General features: G+C 64.7%; 15 protein-coding genes. 11 read left to right on the top strand and 4 right to left on the bottom strand.

Features of this window, described 5'->3' with window-relative positions; genetic code table 11:
• Window positions 1–30: 30 nt before the first annotated feature.
• From FJW08_RS14965 to lpdA, 5 genes are read left to right on the top strand one after another with little or no spacing between them, the layout of a single operon-like run.
• A complete protein-coding gene (locus FJW08_RS14965; protein ID WP_140764061.1) occupies window positions 31–3015 on the top strand; it encodes a 2-oxoglutarate dehydrogenase E1 component in 2985 nt (994 codons plus the stop codon).
• A gap of 36 nt (window positions 3016–3051) precedes the next feature.
• A complete protein-coding gene (gene odhB / locus FJW08_RS14960) occupies window positions 3052–4329 on the top strand; it encodes a 2-oxoglutarate dehydrogenase complex dihydrolipoyllysine-residue succinyltransferase (protein WP_140811232.1) in 1278 nt (425 codons plus the stop codon).
• 40 nt (window positions 4330–4369) lie between these two features.
• The gene (locus FJW08_RS14955) at window positions 4370–4861 is read left to right on the top strand and encodes a hypothetical protein (protein WP_140811231.1); all 492 of its coding nucleotides are present in this window, start codon (window positions 4370–4372) and stop codon (window positions 4859–4861) included.
• Window positions 4858–5613, top strand: a complete 756-nt coding sequence (locus FJW08_RS14950) for an SDR family oxidoreductase (RefSeq protein ID WP_140811229.1) — start codon at window positions 4858–4860, stop codon at window positions 5611–5613. Before FJW08_RS14955 ends, FJW08_RS14950 begins: the two co-directional genes overlap by 4 nt.
• Window positions 5614–5637: 24 nt before the next feature.
• Window positions 5638–7044: a dihydrolipoyl dehydrogenase gene (gene lpdA, locus FJW08_RS14945; protein WP_140811228.1), complete on the top strand. Its 1407-nt coding sequence runs from the start codon at window positions 5638–5640 to the stop codon at window positions 7042–7044.
• A gap of 609 nt (window positions 7045–7653) precedes the next feature.
• On the opposite strand, the gene FJW08_RS33355 is transcribed toward lpdA, so the two are convergent.
• The gene (locus FJW08_RS33355) at window positions 7654–7773 is read right to left on the bottom strand and encodes a TraB/GumN family protein (protein ID WP_348642669.1); all 120 of its coding nucleotides are present in this window, start codon (window positions 7771–7773) and stop codon (window positions 7654–7656) included.
• A 52-nt stretch (window positions 7774–7825) separates the two neighbouring features.
• Here FJW08_RS33355 and FJW08_RS14935 point away from each other — a divergent pair, with 52 nt between their 5' ends.
• Complete coding sequence (locus FJW08_RS14935; protein WP_140811227.1) at window positions 7826–8302, top strand: DUF2867 domain-containing protein; 477 nt, start codon at window positions 7826–7828, stop codon at window positions 8300–8302.
• 2 nt (window positions 8303–8304) lie between these two features.
• Here FJW08_RS14935 and FJW08_RS14930 read toward each other — a convergent pair whose 3' ends face one another.
• Window positions 8305–9375 (bottom strand): TraB/GumN family protein, encoded by a 1071-nt coding sequence (locus tag FJW08_RS14930; protein WP_140811226.1) that lies wholly within the window; start codon window positions 9373–9375, stop codon window positions 8305–8307.
• 62 nt (window positions 9376–9437) lie between these two features.
• Window positions 9438–10376: a tyrosine recombinase XerC gene (locus tag FJW08_RS14925; protein ID WP_140811225.1), complete on the bottom strand. Its 939-nt coding sequence runs from the start codon at window positions 10374–10376 to the stop codon at window positions 9438–9440.
• A 116-nt stretch (window positions 10377–10492) separates the two neighbouring features.
• Here FJW08_RS14925 and rimM point away from each other — a divergent pair, with 116 nt between their 5' ends.
• Window positions 10493–11092 carry a ribosome maturation factor RimM gene (rimM, locus tag FJW08_RS14920; protein ID WP_140811224.1) on the top strand — a complete coding sequence of 200 codons (600 nt, stop codon included), beginning with the start codon at window positions 10493–10495 and terminating at the stop codon, window positions 11090–11092.
• On the top strand, window positions 11089–11787 hold the full coding sequence (gene trmD, locus FJW08_RS14915) for a tRNA (guanosine(37)-N1)-methyltransferase TrmD (RefSeq protein ID WP_140811223.1): 699 nt from the start codon (window positions 11089–11091) through the stop codon (window positions 11785–11787). The genes rimM and trmD overlap by 4 nt, the downstream gene beginning before the upstream one ends.
• Here trmD and FJW08_RS14910 read toward each other — a convergent pair.
• On the bottom strand, window positions 11769–12521 hold the full coding sequence (locus FJW08_RS14910; RefSeq protein ID WP_140811221.1) for a sulfite exporter TauE/SafE family protein: 753 nt from the start codon (window positions 12519–12521) through the stop codon (window positions 11769–11771). The two genes, trmD and FJW08_RS14910, sit on opposite strands and share 19 nt — an antisense overlap.
• A 338-nt stretch (window positions 12522–12859) precedes the next feature.
• Between FJW08_RS14910 and rplS the strand changes: the two genes are divergently transcribed.
• The 3 genes from rplS to FJW08_RS14895 all read left to right on the top strand — a co-directional run bounded on the left by rplS (window position 12860) and on the right by FJW08_RS14895 (window position 14526).
• Complete coding sequence (gene rplS / locus FJW08_RS14905; RefSeq protein ID WP_140763225.1) at window positions 12860–13405, top strand: 50S ribosomal protein L19; 546 nt, start codon at window positions 12860–12862, stop codon at window positions 13403–13405.
• 150 nt (window positions 13406–13555) lie between these two features.
• Window positions 13556–13969 (top strand): organic hydroperoxide resistance protein, encoded by a 414-nt coding sequence (locus tag FJW08_RS14900; RefSeq protein ID WP_140811219.1) that lies wholly within the window; start codon window positions 13556–13558, stop codon window positions 13967–13969.
• Entirely contained in the window at window positions 13966–14526 is a 561-nt protein-coding gene (locus FJW08_RS14895) for a MarR family winged helix-turn-helix transcriptional regulator (RefSeq protein ID WP_140811217.1), read from the top strand. The genes FJW08_RS14900 and FJW08_RS14895 overlap by 4 nt, the downstream gene beginning before the upstream one ends.
• The last annotated feature ends 147 nt before the right edge of the window (window positions 14527–14673 follow it).

The following is a 14673-nucleotide window of genomic DNA, read 5'->3' as shown; positions in this document are numbered from 1 at the left end:
AGGAGACGGAGCCAGGCTCCGCGGACAAAAATGGCACGACAAGATCAGGCCAACGACCAGTTTTCGCTCACCTCTTTCCTTTATGGCGGCAATGCCGATTACATCGACGCGCTCTATGCCGCCTATGAGGACGATCCCGCCTCGGTCAATCCCGAATGGCAGGAGTTCTTCGCCGGGCTGAAGGACGATGCCGGCGATGTGCGCAGGAACGCCAAGGGCGCCTCATGGGCCAAACCCTCCTGGCCGCTGCAGGCCAATGGCGAACTGGTGTCGGCGCTCGACGGCAATTGGGGCATCGTCGAAAAGCACCTGGAAAAGAAGGTCAAGGACAAGGCCGTCACCAACGGTGTCGTGCTGTCCGACGCCGATGTGCACCAGGCGACGCGCGATTCGGTGCGCGCCATCATGATGATCCGCGCCTTCCGCATGCGCGGCCATCTGCACGCCAATCTCGACCCGCTCGGCATTGCCAAGCTCGAAGACTATAACGAGCTGTCGCCGGAGAATTACGGCTTCACCGAAGCCGACTACGACCGGCCGATCTTCCTCGACAATGTGCTCGGGCTCGAATTCGGCAGCATCCGGCAGATGCTGGAGATCCTGGCCCGCACCTATTGCTCGACGCTCGGCGTCGAGTTCATGCATATTTCCGATCCCGAGGAGAAGGCCTGGATCCAGGCGCGTATCGAGGGCGCCGACAAGGAGATTTCCTTCACCGCCACCGGCAAGAAGGCGATCCTGCAGAAGCTGGTCGAGGCGGAAGGCTTCGAGCAGTTCATCGACGTCAAGTACAAGGGCACCAAGCGCTTCGGCCTAGACGGCGGCGAATCGCTGATCCCGGCGCTGGAGCAGATCGTCAAGCGCGGCGGCCAGCTCGGCATGAAGGAGATCGTGCTCGGCATGGCGCATCGCGGCCGGCTGAACGTGCTCTCCCAGGTGATGGCCAAGCCGCACCGCGCCATCTTCCACGAGTTCAAGGGCGGCTCGGCCGCCCCCGACGAGGTCGAGGGCTCGGGCGACGTGAAGTACCATCTCGGCGCCTCGTCGGACCGCGAGTTCGACGGCAACAAGGTGCACCTGTCGCTGACCGCCAACCCCTCGCATCTGGAGATCGTCGATCCCGTCGTGATGGGCAAGGCGCGCGCCAAGCAGGATTCCCTGTTCGGCCGCGGCCGCGAGGAGATCGTGCCGCTGGAAGAGCGGGCCAAGGTGCTGCCGCTCTTGCTGCACGGCGACGCCGCTTTCGCCGGCCAGGGCGTGATCGCGGAAATCCTCGGCCTGTCGGGCCTGCGCGGCCACCGCGTCGCCGGCACGCTGCATTTCATCATCAACAACCAGATCGGCTTCACCACCAATCCGCGCTTCTCGCGCTCGTCGCCCTATCCGTCCGACGTCGCCAAGATGATCGAGGCGCCGATCTTCCACGTCAATGGCGACGACCCGGAAGCCGTGGTGCACGCCACCAAGGTGGCGATCGAGTTCCGCATGAAGTTCCACAAGCCGGTGGTCGTGGACATGTTCTGCTACCGCCGCTTCGGTCACAATGAGGGCGACGAACCGGCCTTCACGCAGCCGCTCATGTACCGCAACATCCGGACCCACAAGACGACGGTGCAGATCTATGGCGACCGGCTGATCGCCGAAGGCCACATCACCCAGGCCGAGCTCGACCAGCTGAAGGCCGACTGGCGTGCGCATCTGGAAGCCGAATGGGAAGTCGGCCAGGCCTACAAGCCCAACAAGGCCGACTGGCTGGACGGCGCCTGGTCGGGCCTGCGCACGGCCGACAACCAGGACGAGACAAGGCGCGGCAAGACCGCCGTGCCGGTCAAGACGCTGAAGGAAATCGGCAAGAAGCTGACCGAGGTGCCGAAGGGTTTCGAAGCGCACAAGACGATCATCCGCTTCCTGGAGAACCGGCGTCAGGCGATCGAGTCCGGCGAAGGCATAGACTGGTCGACGGCGGAGGCGCTGGCCTTCGGCGCGATCCTGCTCGACGGCAATCCGATCCGGCTTTCGGGCCAGGATTCCGAGCGCGGAACCTTCTCGCAGCGTCATTCCGTGCTTTACGATCAGCGCGACGAGACCCGCTACATCCCGCTCAACAATCTGTCGGCGGCGCAGGCCGGCTACGAAGTCATCAACTCGATGCTGTCGGAAGAGGCGGTGCTCGGCTTCGAATATGGCTACAGCCTGGCCGAGCCCAAGGCGCTGACCTTGTGGGAAGCGCAGTTCGGCGACTTCGCCAACGGCGCCCAGGTGGTATTCGACCAGTTCATCTCGTCGGGCGAGCGCAAATGGCTCAGAATGTCGGGCCTCGTCTGCCTGCTGCCGCATGGCTATGAAGGCCAGGGCCCGGAACATTCTTCCGCCCGGCTGGAGCGCTTCCTGCAGCTTTGCGCCGAAGACAATATGCAGGTGGCGAACTGCACGACGCCGGCCAACTACTTCCACATCTTGCGCCGGCAGCTGAAGCGCGACTTCCGCAAGCCGCTGATCCTGATGACGCCGAAATCGCTGCTGCGCCACAAGCGGGCGGTGTCGACACTGCCGGAAATCTCGGGCGAAAGCTCGTTCCACCGGCTGCTGTGGGACGATGCCCAGCTGTTGCCGAACCAGGCGATCAAGCTGACCAAGGATTCCAAGATCCGCCGCGTCGTGCTGTGCTCGGGCAAGGTCTATTACGACCTCTATGAGGAGCGCGAGAAGCGCGGCATCAACGACATCTATCTGCTGCGCGTCGAACAGCTCTATCCGTTCCCGGCCAAGGCGCTGATCACCGAGCTGTCACGCTTCCGCAACGCGGAGATGGTGTGGTGCCAGGAGGAGCCCAAGAACATGGGCGCCTGGTCGTTCATCGATCCGTATCTGGAATGGGTGCTGGCGCATATCGACGCCAAGCATCAGCGAGTGCGCTACACCGGCCGGCCGGCGGCCGCGTCGCCGGCGACCGGACTGATGTCGAAGCACCTTGCCCAGCTCGCCGCGTTGCTTGAAGACGCGCTCGGCGAATAAAGCAGAATAGAACTGAAGAAAGAACGGACAGGCACAATGGCTACCGAAATCCGCGTCCCCACCCTTGGCGAATCCGTCACCGAAGCGACCGTCGGCAAATGGTTCAAGAAGGTCGGCGATGCCATTGCCGCCGACGAGCCGCTGCTCGAGCTCGAGACCGACAAGGTGACGGTGGAGGTGCCCGCCGCCGCCGCCGGCACGCTCGGCGAAATCACGGTCAAGGAGGGCGAGACTGTCGGCGTCGGCGCCCTGCTCGGGTCGATTTCGGTAGGTGGTGCTGCTGCTCCCGCGACCAAGCCGCAAGCGGTGGCGCAGGCTTCGAGCCCCGATGCGGCATCCACCACCAAGCAGGCCGCAGCCGAGACCGCCAAGGTTGCCGGCGACGCCAGCCCGGTCGAACCGCGCACCATGCCGCCGGCGCCGGCGGCGGCCAAACTGATCGCCGAGCACAATCTTTCGGTCGACCAGCTTTCCGGCTCGGGCAAGCGCGGCCAGGTGCTGAAGGGTGACGTGCTCGACGCCATCTCCAAGGGTGCGCCGTCGCAGCCGGCCGAAACGCCAAAGGCGGCGCCGGCACCGGTTGCCGCGCGCGCGCCGTCGTCGGGCGATGATGCATCGCGCGAGGAGCGCGTGCGCATGACCAAGCTGCGCCAGACCATCGCGCGCCGCCTCAAGGAAGCTCAGTCGACCGCCGCCATGCTGACCACCTTCAACGAGGTCGACATGTCGGCTGTGATGGCGCTGAGGACCAAATACAAGGACGTGTTCGAGAAGAAGCATGGCGTGAAGCTCGGCTTCATGGGCTTCTTCACCAAGGCCGTCACGCACGCGCTGAAGGAAATCCCCTCGGTCAATGCCGAGATCGACGGCACCGACATCATCTTCAAGAACTATGCCCATATCGGCGTCGCGGTCGGCACCGAGAAGGGTCTCGTGGTCCCGGTCGTGCGCGATGCCGACCAGATGTCCATCGCCGAGATCGAGAAGGATATCGGCCGGCTGGGCATCGCCGCGCGCGACGGCAAGCTGTCGGTGGCCGACATGCAGGGCGGCACCTTCACCATCTCCAATGGCGGCGTCTACGGGTCGTTGATGTCGACGCCGATCCTCAACGCGCCGCAGTCGGGCATTCTCGGCATGCACAAGATCCAGGACCGGCCGGTCGTGGTCGGCGGCCAGATCGTCATCCGGCCGATGATGTACCTGGCGCTCAGCTACGATCACCGCATCGTCGACGGCAAGGAAGCCGTGACCTTCCTGGTGCGCGTCAAGGAAAGCCTGGAGGATCCGGAACGGCTGGTGCTCGATCTCTGAGGGTCCGTACGAACGTGCGGCGTTCAGGGGAAAGCCTGGAATGCGCCCGCTAGCGGTTCTCCTGCCATGCTTGGCTCTCAGCTTCCCGGTTGCGGCTTCCGCCGCCTGTCCGATCGAACTCGCAGTCTATGGTGACGCCCAGAGCGGCGCGGAGATCGACTTCACCCAGACAGGCACGTCCGCCACCGTCACCAACACGTTCCGGCTGATCCTCGACAACAATGTGGTGCTGAACGGTATCGTCATGTGGACGAAGGACGTGGCGCGGCCTAACGGCGCGCTGATGTACAAATGCCCGGAAGGTGACGTCACCGGCGAGGAGCTTGCCGCCTGCACGCTGTGGAACGGCGTCATCTACACGTCCGACGACAAGGGCACTGTCGGGCTGCTGCCGGCCGAGGGCGTCGAGGCGCCGAAAACGCTGATCCTGCCCGATCTCGGGCCGGTGCTTCGGCAGTCCCAGGCCTATGGCGGCAGTGGTTTTTCGAAGGTGCCGTCGGATGTGTTCGCGATGAAGGGATGCCAGGAATGAGCGCTGCGCAAAAAGTGCTGCTGGTCACCGGCGGCAGCCGTGGCATCGGCGCCGCCATCTGCCGGCTCGGAGCCAAGGCCGGCTACCGCGTCGCGGTCAACTATGCCTCGAACAAGGCTGCCGCCGATGCGCTGGTCGTCGAAATCAAGGCCGGCGGCGGCGAGGCCGTTGCCGTCAGGGGCGATGTCGGCAAGGAAACCGATATCGTGGCCATGTTCGGCGCCGTCGACCACGCCTTTGGCCGGCTCGACGCCTTCGTCAACAATGCCGGCATCGTCGACGTCAAGGCGCGCGTCGATGAGATGGATGTGTCGCGGCTGGAACGCATGATGCGCATCAATGTCGTGGGCTCGTTCCTATGCGCCCGCGAGGCGGTCAAGCGCATGTCGACGCGGCATGGCGGGTCGGGCGGTGCGATCGTCAACATCTCATCGGCGGCGGCGACGCTGGGCTCGCCGGGCGAATATGTCGATTATGCCGCCTCCAAGGGCGCCATCGACACCTTCACCATCGGCCTTGCCCGCGAGGTGGCGCTGGAAGGCATCCGCGTCAATGCGGTGCGCCCGGGCATCATCGACACCGACATCCATGCCTCGGGCGGCCAACCGGACCGGATAGAACGGGTCCGCGACCTGCTGCCGATGAAGAGAGCGGGAACGGCGGATGAAGTCGCCGGCGCGGTCCTCTATCTTTTGTCCGACGCCGCGTCCTATACGACGGGCGCGATCCTGAATGTCAGCGGCGGCCGCTGAGCCCCAAGCAAAAGGGAAACAAACATGGCTTATGACGTGGTTATCATCGGCTCGGGACCGGGCGGCTATGTCTGCGCCATCAAGGCGGCACAGCTCGGGCTGAAGGTCGCGGTGATCGAGAAGAACGCGACCTTCGGCGGCACCTGCCTCAACATCGGCTGCATCCCGTCCAAGGCGCTGCTTCATGCCTCCGAAATGTTCGCCGAGGCCGGCCATTCCTTCGACACGCTCGGTGTCGAAATCCCGGCACCCAAGCTGAATTTGAAGAAAATGATGGCGCACAAGGACGCGACGGTGTCGTCCAACGTCAACGGCGTCGCCTTCCTGTTCAAGAAGAACAAGATCGACAGTTTTCGCGGCATCGGCAAGGTGATCGCCGCCGGCAAGGTGTCGGTGACCGGCGAGGACGGCAAGGTCGAGGAGATCGAGACCAAGAACGTCGTCATCGCCACCGGTTCCGACGTCGCCGGCATTCCCGGCGTCAAGGTCGACTTCGACGAGAAAATCATCGTGTCGTCGACCGGTGCGCTGTCGCTGGAGAAGGTGCCCAGCCGTCTGGTGGTGGTCGGCGGCGGTGTCATCGGGCTCGAACTCGGCTCGGTCTGGGCCCGGCTCGGCGCCAAGGTCACCGTGGTCGAGTTCCTCGACACCATTTTGGGCGGCATGGACGGCGAGGTGTCGAAACAGTTCCAGCGTCTTTTGTCGAAGCAGGGATTCGAGTTCAAGCTCGGCGCCAAGGTCACCGGCGTCGCCAAGGCCAAGAAGGGCGCGACCGTTACCTTCGAGCCGGTCAAGGGCGGCGCGGCCGAGACGATCGATGCCGACGTGGTGTTGATCTCGACCGGGCGCCGTGCCCTTTCGGACAGCCTCGGCCTCAAGGAAGCCGGGGTCGAGGTCGACGAGCGCGGCCGGGTCAAGACCGACGGGCATCTCGGGACCAATGTTCCCGGCATCTACGCCATCGGCGATGTGATCGCCGGGCCGATGCTGGCGCACAAGGCCGAGGACGAGGGCGTGGCGGTGGCCGAGACCATCGCCGGCCAGGCCGGGCATGTGAACTATGACGTCATTCCGAGCGTCGTCTACACCAGTCCGGAGATCGCCTCGGTCGGCAAGACCGAGGAAGAGCTGAAGAAGGCCGGCGTCGACTTCAAGGTCGGCAAATTTCCCTTCACCGCCAACGGCCGCGCACGCGCCATGCTGCACACCGACGGGTTCGTGAAGATCCTGGCCGACAAGCAGAGCGACCGCGTGCTCGGTGTCCATATCGTCGGCTTCGGCGCCGGCGAGATGATCCACGAGGCAGCAGTGCTGATGGAGTTCGGCGGCTCGTCGGAAGATCTCGCCCGCACCTGCCACGCGCATCCGACGATGTCGGAAGCGGTGAAGGAAGCGGCACTGGCCACCTTCTTCAAGCCGATCCACATTTAAGGGGCGTCCAACGCTTCGTCATCCAGGACGGAGCAGCCGCCGCGCTCCCCTGTTGGTGTCGCGGCATGGATCCTCGGGTCAAGCCCGAGGATGACGATGGCGTCGCCCAAAACAAAGCGGCCCGCCTTTCAGCGGGCCGTTCGTCTTTGATATCGAGCCGCTTACTGGGCCGGCGCAGGCGCTGGTGCAGGCGCGGGAGCCGGTGCAGGCGCGGGAGCCGGCGCTGGTGCCGGAGCGGGCGCTGGCGCCGGGGCGGGCGCGGGAGCCGGCGCGGGTTCGGCGGGTTTCATCGGTTCAGCCGGTGCCGGCGCCGGGGCCGGTGTGCTGGCCGCTGGCGGCTCGGCGGGTGCCGGATGCTCACCCCTTCTTCCAAAAACGTAATACGCGACAATCGCCAGAATAACGACGACCAGCGCAATCAGCCAAGGGCTGCCGCCGCCGCCGCCGCTTGGCCTGGGAGTGTCGTTTGGTGTGTTCGCCATGAAAGTGTCCTCCGTGGATGAAAATTATCAATCAACAGACATTAACGCGCCATCGTTGAACAGGTTTCACGCTAGCGAAGGGACACGCCGAAAATACGACGGGCAGATCCGCCAGTTGCCATCCGACTCAATTGACAGCGGTGACAGTATAGACAGCTTTACGAAAATCCTCGACCAGTCCCTCTGGACCGGGAAGATGCAGCGCGCCAAGCGCGATGAATACGTCGGCCAGGCGGCGTTTCGCCACGCAGCGAGCCACACCAGCCGATGCTATCGTTGGTTACGAGGGATTTGCCGGTATGACGCCAACTGCACAGACTTTTCCTGATCCCAAAGGTGCTCTTGCCGGCGCTCAGTTCGCCGACCGATATGTGCTGATAACCGATGGCCTTGCCCTGACCGCCATTGGCGCGGCCGAACGCGTGCTGAGGCGGACACCGGGATGGGTCGGCCGGCTGACGCAACTGCGCAACCTTGCGGTCAGGCCATTTGGGCTGAAAACGGGGGCGGAACCCGACGCACCGCCGGAAAGCAGGATCGGCATATTTCCGCTCATCAGCCAGGCACATGGCAGGGTCGTCCTTGGACTGGACGACCGGCATCTCGATTTCCGCATCCTGGTGGAGGTGAACGATCTCGGCGCGGGCCGGCAGGAGGTGGCTGCGTCGACGATCGTGAAGACGCACAATCTGCTTGGGCGGACCTATCTCGCCATCATCATGCCGTTTCACCGCATCATCGTTCCGGCGATGCTGGCTCAGGTCTTGATCAAATAGGCTTAAAGCCCCACCGCCGTGACAGTATAGCCGGCTTTACGAAAATCCTCGACCAGTCCCTCTGGACCGGGAAGATGCAGCGCGCCGACCGCCATGAAGGCGTTGCCCTTGGCCAGGATCGGCCCGGCATGATCGACCATCACCTTGTTGCGGCTGGTGATCATGGTCTCCTCGAAGGCGGCATAGCCCGCGGGGTCGTTCTGCTCGTCGGGCATGGCGGCGCGGAACAGCGGCCAGAACATGCCGGTGTCGCCACGCTGGTAGAGCACGATCATGGTTTCGTTGATGTCGTTGACCTTGTCGCCCAGCTTCAGCGTGTCGACCAGACCCTTCATGTGAAAGGCGAGTGGCAGCGAGGCCATGGCGCGCAGCTGGCTCTCGGCCGTTTCCAATCCTTCCACCGGCTTGCCGGCCGCCTTGGCGCTCTCGGCCAGCTTGACGTCGAGCACCGGCGCGCCGCTGGACTGGCGGGCGAGTTCGCAAGCCGGAAGCGCCATCATGGCCGACAGCATCCACGGCTTCATCTTGGCGACCGTTGCCGGCGGGATGCCGCGCGCGTCAAGCGCTGCGTTCATCGCCGCCGCGTCGTCCGGCGACAGCAATGACGACAGCGTCGTGGAGTCGGTGAACATCATCAGGTCCGGCTCCTTCAGCATCGCCGTCATCATCTTCTGCTTGTCGAGCACGTCGGTGGTTTCGATGATGAGGGTGCCGGCGGCGTCAAAGGCCTTCTGTGCATATGCCGGCAGCGTGGTGACGCGCGGATCGGTCATGTGCATGGTGCCGAACAGGTAGGACGGCTGTTCGCCTGATTTTTCCAGCTTCCATAGCAGGCCCTTGCCGTTGAGCGTGGCGGCCGCCTCCGCCTCGATCTTGTCGTAAGTGGCAGGGCTGCCCTTCTGCAAGGCCGACAGCATGTCGGCGCCGGTGCAGGTCGGGATTTCCGCGTGCGCCCTGCCGGCGGCGAACAGCAGGACAGCAAGGAAGGACAGGAAAAACAGCACGTTGAGCGCGACAAGCAGTTTCAGCGAGACGGAAGCTGCACGGTCGGCGATGGCAATGACGCGTTTCATGATCCCATTACTAGGACCGAAAAGCGGCAAAACCGTTAATCGGGACCGCAAAATTGAAGGATTCATGCCCTCGGATGAGCGGATTCGTAGATCTCCAGCAGCCTTGCGGTGTCGACGCCGGTGTAGATCTGCGTCGTCGACAGACTGGCGTGGCCGAGCAATTCCTGGATGGTGCGCAGATCGCCGCCACGGCCGAGCAGATGGGTTGCGAAGGAATGGCGCAAGGCATGCGGCGTCGCGGTGTCGGGCAGGTTGAGCGCCGAGCGCAGTTTGGCCATGTCGCGCTGGATGATGGCCGGGTTGAGCGGGCCGCCGCGCGCGCCGCGAAACAGCAGCCCCTTCGGATCGAGATGGTAGGGGCACAGCCGGCGGTATTCGGCGATCGCCCGGAGCGCAACCGGCAGCACCGGCACCAGCCGCGTCTTGCCGCCTTTGCCGGTGACGCGCAACACGGTGTCGGCTTCCGATGCCAGATCGGCGGCGCTGAGGCCAAGCGCTTCCGAAATGCGCAGGCCCGAACCATAGAGCAGCGTCAGCACGGCGGCGTTGCGGGCGGCGATCCAGGGTTCTTCCGCCAGCTGACCCTCGACGGAGACCACGTGCCTGGCATCGCTCGCCGTCAGCGGCTTGGGCAGCGATTTGGGCTGGCGTGGCGCGCGCAAGGCAGCCGCACCTGCCGCATTGGCCAGGCCTCGCCGTTCGAGGAAGCGCAGCAGTGAACGGATGCCGGCCAATCCGCGGCCAAGCGTGCGTGCGCCGGCACCGGCATTGCGGCGGGCGGCGAGGAAGCCGCGCAGGTCGGCCGGGCGCAGGTCGGCGATATCTGAAATGCCGGGCGGTCCGCCGATATGGCCGGTGAGGAAGTGCAGGAACTGACGCGTGTCCCGCTCATACGCCTCGACGGTCTCCGGTGACAGCCGGCGTTCGCGCGCCAGCATCTTCAGCCAGTTTTCACGCGCCGACTGGAGATCGGGCTTTGCCGGGATGAGGAATTCCTGCATGGGGGTCTTTTCCGGTTCGCCGTCATTTTCCGGCAGCCGGGTTAGGAACCGGTGAAGAGCCCGTCATTGAAATGACGGCGAGGCGGCGCTAGAGCAGGGGCAAAGGATTTTTCGCCATGAGCAAGCTGCAAAACCCCGTCCAGATGGCCGTGATCGGTGCAGCGCACGGCATCAAGGGTGAGCTCAGGGTGAAAACCTTCACCGGCGATCCAATGGCGCTGGCCGACTACGGGCCGCTCTACGCCAGGGACGGCCGTGCCTTCCAGATAACGGATATCAGGCCTGCCAACACCGTTGTCGTGGTGCGGTTCAAGGGCGTCAGCGACCGCAACGCCGCCGAGGCGCTCGCCGGTACGGAACTGTTCGTCGACCGCTCGATGCTGCCGGACGACGGCGAGGAAGATGAATTCTACCATGCCGACCTGATCGGGCTGGAAATCCGGGACGATACCGGTGCTGTCATCGGCAAGGTCGTCGCGGTGCACAATTTCGGTGGCGGCGACATTCTCGATGTGACGCTCGTCGGGCGCAAGGGTGTGCTGATCCCATTTACGCAGGCCGCCGTGCCCGCCGTGTCGATCGCCGAGGGCTTTGTCCGTGTCGACCCGGTGGCGGCCGGTCTGGTCGAGGACGAGGATGGCGAGGCGCCGCGCGAGGACGATTTCGACCCCAAGGGCCGGCCGCGCGGACCGCGCGATGCCGGAGGCAACCGGTGAGTTTTGCCGCGTCGGTGCTGACGCTCTATCCCGAGATGTTTCCGGGCGCGCTCGGCGTGTCGCTGGCCGGGCGGGCGCTGGAGGCCGGCACATGGTCGCTGGATGCGATCCAGATCCGCGACTTCGCCACCGATAAGCACCGCACGGTCGACGACACGCCGGCCGGCGGCGGCGCCGGCATGGTGATGCGCGCCGATGTGCTGGCCAGGGCGATCGACCACGCCTCGCCGCCGGGCGATGCGCGTCCACGCCTGCTGATGAGCCCGCGCGGCAAACCACTGACGCAGGCCCGCGTGCGAGAACTGGCCGCCGGGCCGGGCGCCGTCATCCTGTGTGGCCGCTTCGAAGGTGTCGACCAGCGGGTGATCGACACGCGGGGATTGGAGGAAGTCTCGATCGGCGATTTCATTCTGTCCGGCGGCGAGCCCGCGGCACTCGTGCTGCTCGATGCCGTGGTGCGGCTGTTGCCTGGCGTGATGGGCAATGCCGTGTCGGGCGAGGAAGAGAGTTTCGAGAACGGCCTGCTCGAACATCCGCACTACACGCGACCGCAGGAATTCGAAGGCCGGGAGATTCCCGAAGTGCTGATCTCCGGCAATCACAAGAAGATCGCCGCCTGGCGACGTGAGCAGTCAGAGAGACTGACGCAAGAGCGGCGGCCCGATCTGCTGGGCGCTCAGCCTTTGCTGAAATAGTAAAAAGCCAGAAACAGGCCGACGGCGATGACGAAGCCGCGCACTACGTTCTGCGGCACGCGCTTGGCGATCCAGACGCCGGCATAGCCGCCCAGCGCGCCGCCCGGGATCATGATGATCGCCTGCGGCCAGGCGACGACGCCGCCCGAGACGAAGACGACGATGGCGATTGCGGCGATGACCACGGCCAGCATGTTCTTGAGCGCGTTCAGCCGGTGGTAGTCGCCGGCCTGGGTCAGGCCGAGCGTTGCCAGCATCATCACGCCCATGCCGGCGCCGAAGAAGCCGCCATAGATGGCGGTGACGAACTGCGCGAGTGAACCGCCGAGCGATCCCACGGCCGCCTCATGTCCGGGTTTCGGCGCCGGCTTCAGCCAGGGTCCGGCGGCAAACAGCGCCGTCGCGCCCAAAAGCAGCCACGGCACCAGCGCGCGAAAGGACGGATTGTCGAGCGCCAGCAAGATCAGCGCGCCGGCCAGCGCGCCGCTGGCCGAGATCAGGCAGAGAAGCAGCGCGCCGCGCCAGAAATGCCTGATGTCTGCCCAGTAGGCGAGCGTCGAGGTGATGTAGCCGGGAAATTGCGTCACCGAGGAGGTGGCGTTGGCCACGATCGGCGGCACGCCGACCAGTGTCATGGCGCCGAAGGTGATGAAGGTGCCGCCGCCTGCGACCGCGTTGGCGGCGCCTGACAGAAAGCCCGCCAGGAACAGCAGGATAGCATCGAGAACAGACATGGAAGGCCGCCGTGAAGAAGTGTGCTATTTCTGGCTTAGGAAGCTTGCCGGAGCGGCGCAACCCGGCACGGCAGGATTATGATGGTGCCATACCGGGAGCCGTGCCGGCAAAAAATGCATGGGCAAGGCGTGACAAAGCGCCGAAATAGCTGTATGTGCCCGCCCGTACCGGCAAGAACAATCTTCCGGACCCGTCAACAATGACGGTGTAGTCGCCCCTGCCCGATGTCTAGGAGACAAATGTCTTGGAGACAAAGGACATAGCCGAGCGGTCAATGGAACTGCAACGTAAGCGTAGGGCGCTCTGACTGTCGGAAGAACAAGAAGTGGATTTTCAGATGGATCTCATCCGTCAGCTCGAGGCCGAACAGGCCGCCAAAATCGAAGCCAAGCGCAAGCTTCCCGAATTCCAGCCCGGCGACACCGTGCGCGTCCAGGTCCGCGTGACCGAAGGCACCCGCACCCGCGTCCAGGCTTATGAGGGCGTCGTCATCGCCCGTTCCGGCTCCGGCTTCCAGGAAAATTTCACCGTCCGCAAGATCTCCTACGGCGAAGGCGTCGAGCGCGTGTTCCCGGTTTTTTCGCCGATGGTCGAAGGCGTCGAGATCGTGCGCCGCGGCAAGGTGCGCCGCGCCAAGCTTTATTACCTGCGCGATCGTCGCGGCAAGTCGGCCCGTATTTCGGAAAACACCGGCGTGCGCGCCCGCAAGCTCAACGATGAGGAGCGCGACGCGCTGAACGCCGAGAAGGCCCGCATCGAGGCCGAGAAGGTCGCCGCCGCCCAGGCGCTGGCCGCCGAGACGGCAGCCAAGGAAGCCGCCGAGAAGAAGGCGGCCGCCGAGGCCGAGGCAGCCAAGGCCGCCGAAGCGACCCCCGCCGAATAAGATTTCGACGAAGGCTTTTTCGAAAAGGCGGCTTCGGCCGCCTTTTTTCGCTTCACCAGACTGTGAACGCTTTCAGCTCCGGGATGCTGGTTGACGTGCAATTACATCGTGTACTAAATAATCGTACACAATATGATTGGAGACTACGATATGGCACTCTACACCACACAGGCCCACGTAACCGGCGGTCGCGCCGGCCATGGCGAGACCAGCGACGGCCTGCTCAAGCTCGATTTGGCGATGCCCAAGGAGCTCGGCGGACCGGGCGGCGCCACCAATCCCGAGCAGCTCTTCGCCATCGGCTATGCCGCCTGCTTCGAAAGCGCCGTCCGCTTCGTCGCGCGCAAGCAGAAGCTGCCGCTCGAGGATGCCGCGATAAGTTCGACGGTCAGCCTGCTCCCCGACGGCGAGGGCTTCAAGCTCGGCGTCGCGTTGGCAGTGGACACGAAAGGCCTTGATCAGGCGGCGGCGGAAGCGCTTGTATCGGCGGCGCACCAGGTTTGTCCCTATTCGAACGCCATCAGGGGCAATGTCGAGGTGGCGCTTTCGGTAAAGGCGGCATGACGACAAAGGTCGAAACGAAAGCCACAGACGTCCCGGCGGAGGCCGCCGGGGCGATCCCGGTGCCACGGCTCGATCAGCAGCTCTGCTTCGCGCTCTATTCGGCGAGCGGTCTGATGACCAAGCTCTACCGGCCGTTGCTCGATCCGCTCGGCCTGACCTATCCGCAATATCTGGCGATGCTGGCGCTGTGGGAACGCGCGCCGAGCACGGTGGGCGACCTTGGCGAAGCGCTCGGCCTGGATTCGGCGACGCTGACGCCGCTGCTCAAGCGGATGGAGGCGGGCGGCCTGGTCACCCGCCGGCGCGATGCCGCCGACGAGCGCCGGGTGCTGGTCGAGCCGACGGCCAAGGGCCAGGCGCTGCGCGCCCGCATGAAGGATGTGGCCGCCGCGCTTGCCTGCAGCGTGCCGCTCGGACCAGGCGAAGCGAAGGCCCTGCACGGCACGCTCACCCATCTTGTCGCGGGCCTGCGCAGCGCCGTGGCTGATGACCGGTCGACGGATACGGATGCGTCGGTCCCGGACACGGGAAAATCCTGGCAGTCAACGCAGTCGTAGCACGCATCGTTGCGGAATCTTCCGATTGAAGGCATGCAAATCCGTTTTCGGCTGTTCCCATGCAGCGGACCGGCTTGCATGGCGCTTGCGGAAAGCTAAAGTCGGCGCCGGATTTTCCTGTAAGCCCGGTCGATATCCGGGCGCTTT

The organism is Mesorhizobium sp. B3-2-1, from assembly GCF_006439515.1.
Lineage (GTDB): Bacteria > Pseudomonadota > Alphaproteobacteria > Rhizobiales > Rhizobiaceae > Mesorhizobium.
This window is presented reverse-complemented; position numbering and strand designations above follow the sequence as displayed.

Bases quoted from the DNA above. Each gene is read 5' to 3' on its own strand.
- FJW08_RS14965 (WP_140764061.1), top strand. From the start codon at position 31: ATGGCACGACAAGATCAGGCCAACGACCAGTTTTCGCTCACCTCTTTC.
- odhB (WP_140811232.1), top strand. From the start codon at position 3,052: ATGGCTACCGAAATCCGCGTCCCCACCCTTGGCGAATCCGTCACCGAA.
- FJW08_RS14955 (WP_140811231.1), top strand. From the start codon at position 4,370: ATGCGCCCGCTAGCGGTTCTCCTGCCATGCTTGGCTCTCAGCTTCCCG.
- FJW08_RS14950 (WP_140811229.1), top strand. From the start codon at position 4,858: ATGAGCGCTGCGCAAAAAGTGCTGCTGGTCACCGGCGGCAGCCGTGGC.
- lpdA (WP_140811228.1), top strand. From the start codon at position 5,638: ATGGCTTATGACGTGGTTATCATCGGCTCGGGACCGGGCGGCTATGTC.
- FJW08_RS14935 (WP_140811227.1), top strand. From the start codon at position 7,826: ATGACGCCAACTGCACAGACTTTTCCTGATCCCAAAGGTGCTCTTGCC.
- FJW08_RS14930 (WP_140811226.1), bottom strand. From the start codon at position 9,375: ATGAAACGCGTCATTGCCATCGCCGACCGTGCAGCTTCCGTCTCGCTG.
- FJW08_RS14925 (WP_140811225.1), bottom strand. From the start codon at position 10,376: ATGCAGGAATTCCTCATCCCGGCAAAGCCCGATCTCCAGTCGGCGCGT.
- rimM (WP_140811224.1), top strand. From the start codon at position 10,493: ATGAGCAAGCTGCAAAACCCCGTCCAGATGGCCGTGATCGGTGCAGCG.
- FJW08_RS14910 (WP_140811221.1), bottom strand. From the start codon at position 12,521: ATGTCTGTTCTCGATGCTATCCTGCTGTTCCTGGCGGGCTTTCTGTCA.
- rplS (WP_140763225.1), top strand. From the start codon at position 12,860: ATGGATCTCATCCGTCAGCTCGAGGCCGAACAGGCCGCCAAAATCGAA.
- FJW08_RS14900 (WP_140811219.1), top strand. From the start codon at position 13,556: ATGGCACTCTACACCACACAGGCCCACGTAACCGGCGGTCGCGCCGGC.
- FJW08_RS14895 (WP_140811217.1), top strand. From the start codon at position 13,966: ATGACGACAAAGGTCGAAACGAAAGCCACAGACGTCCCGGCGGAGGCC.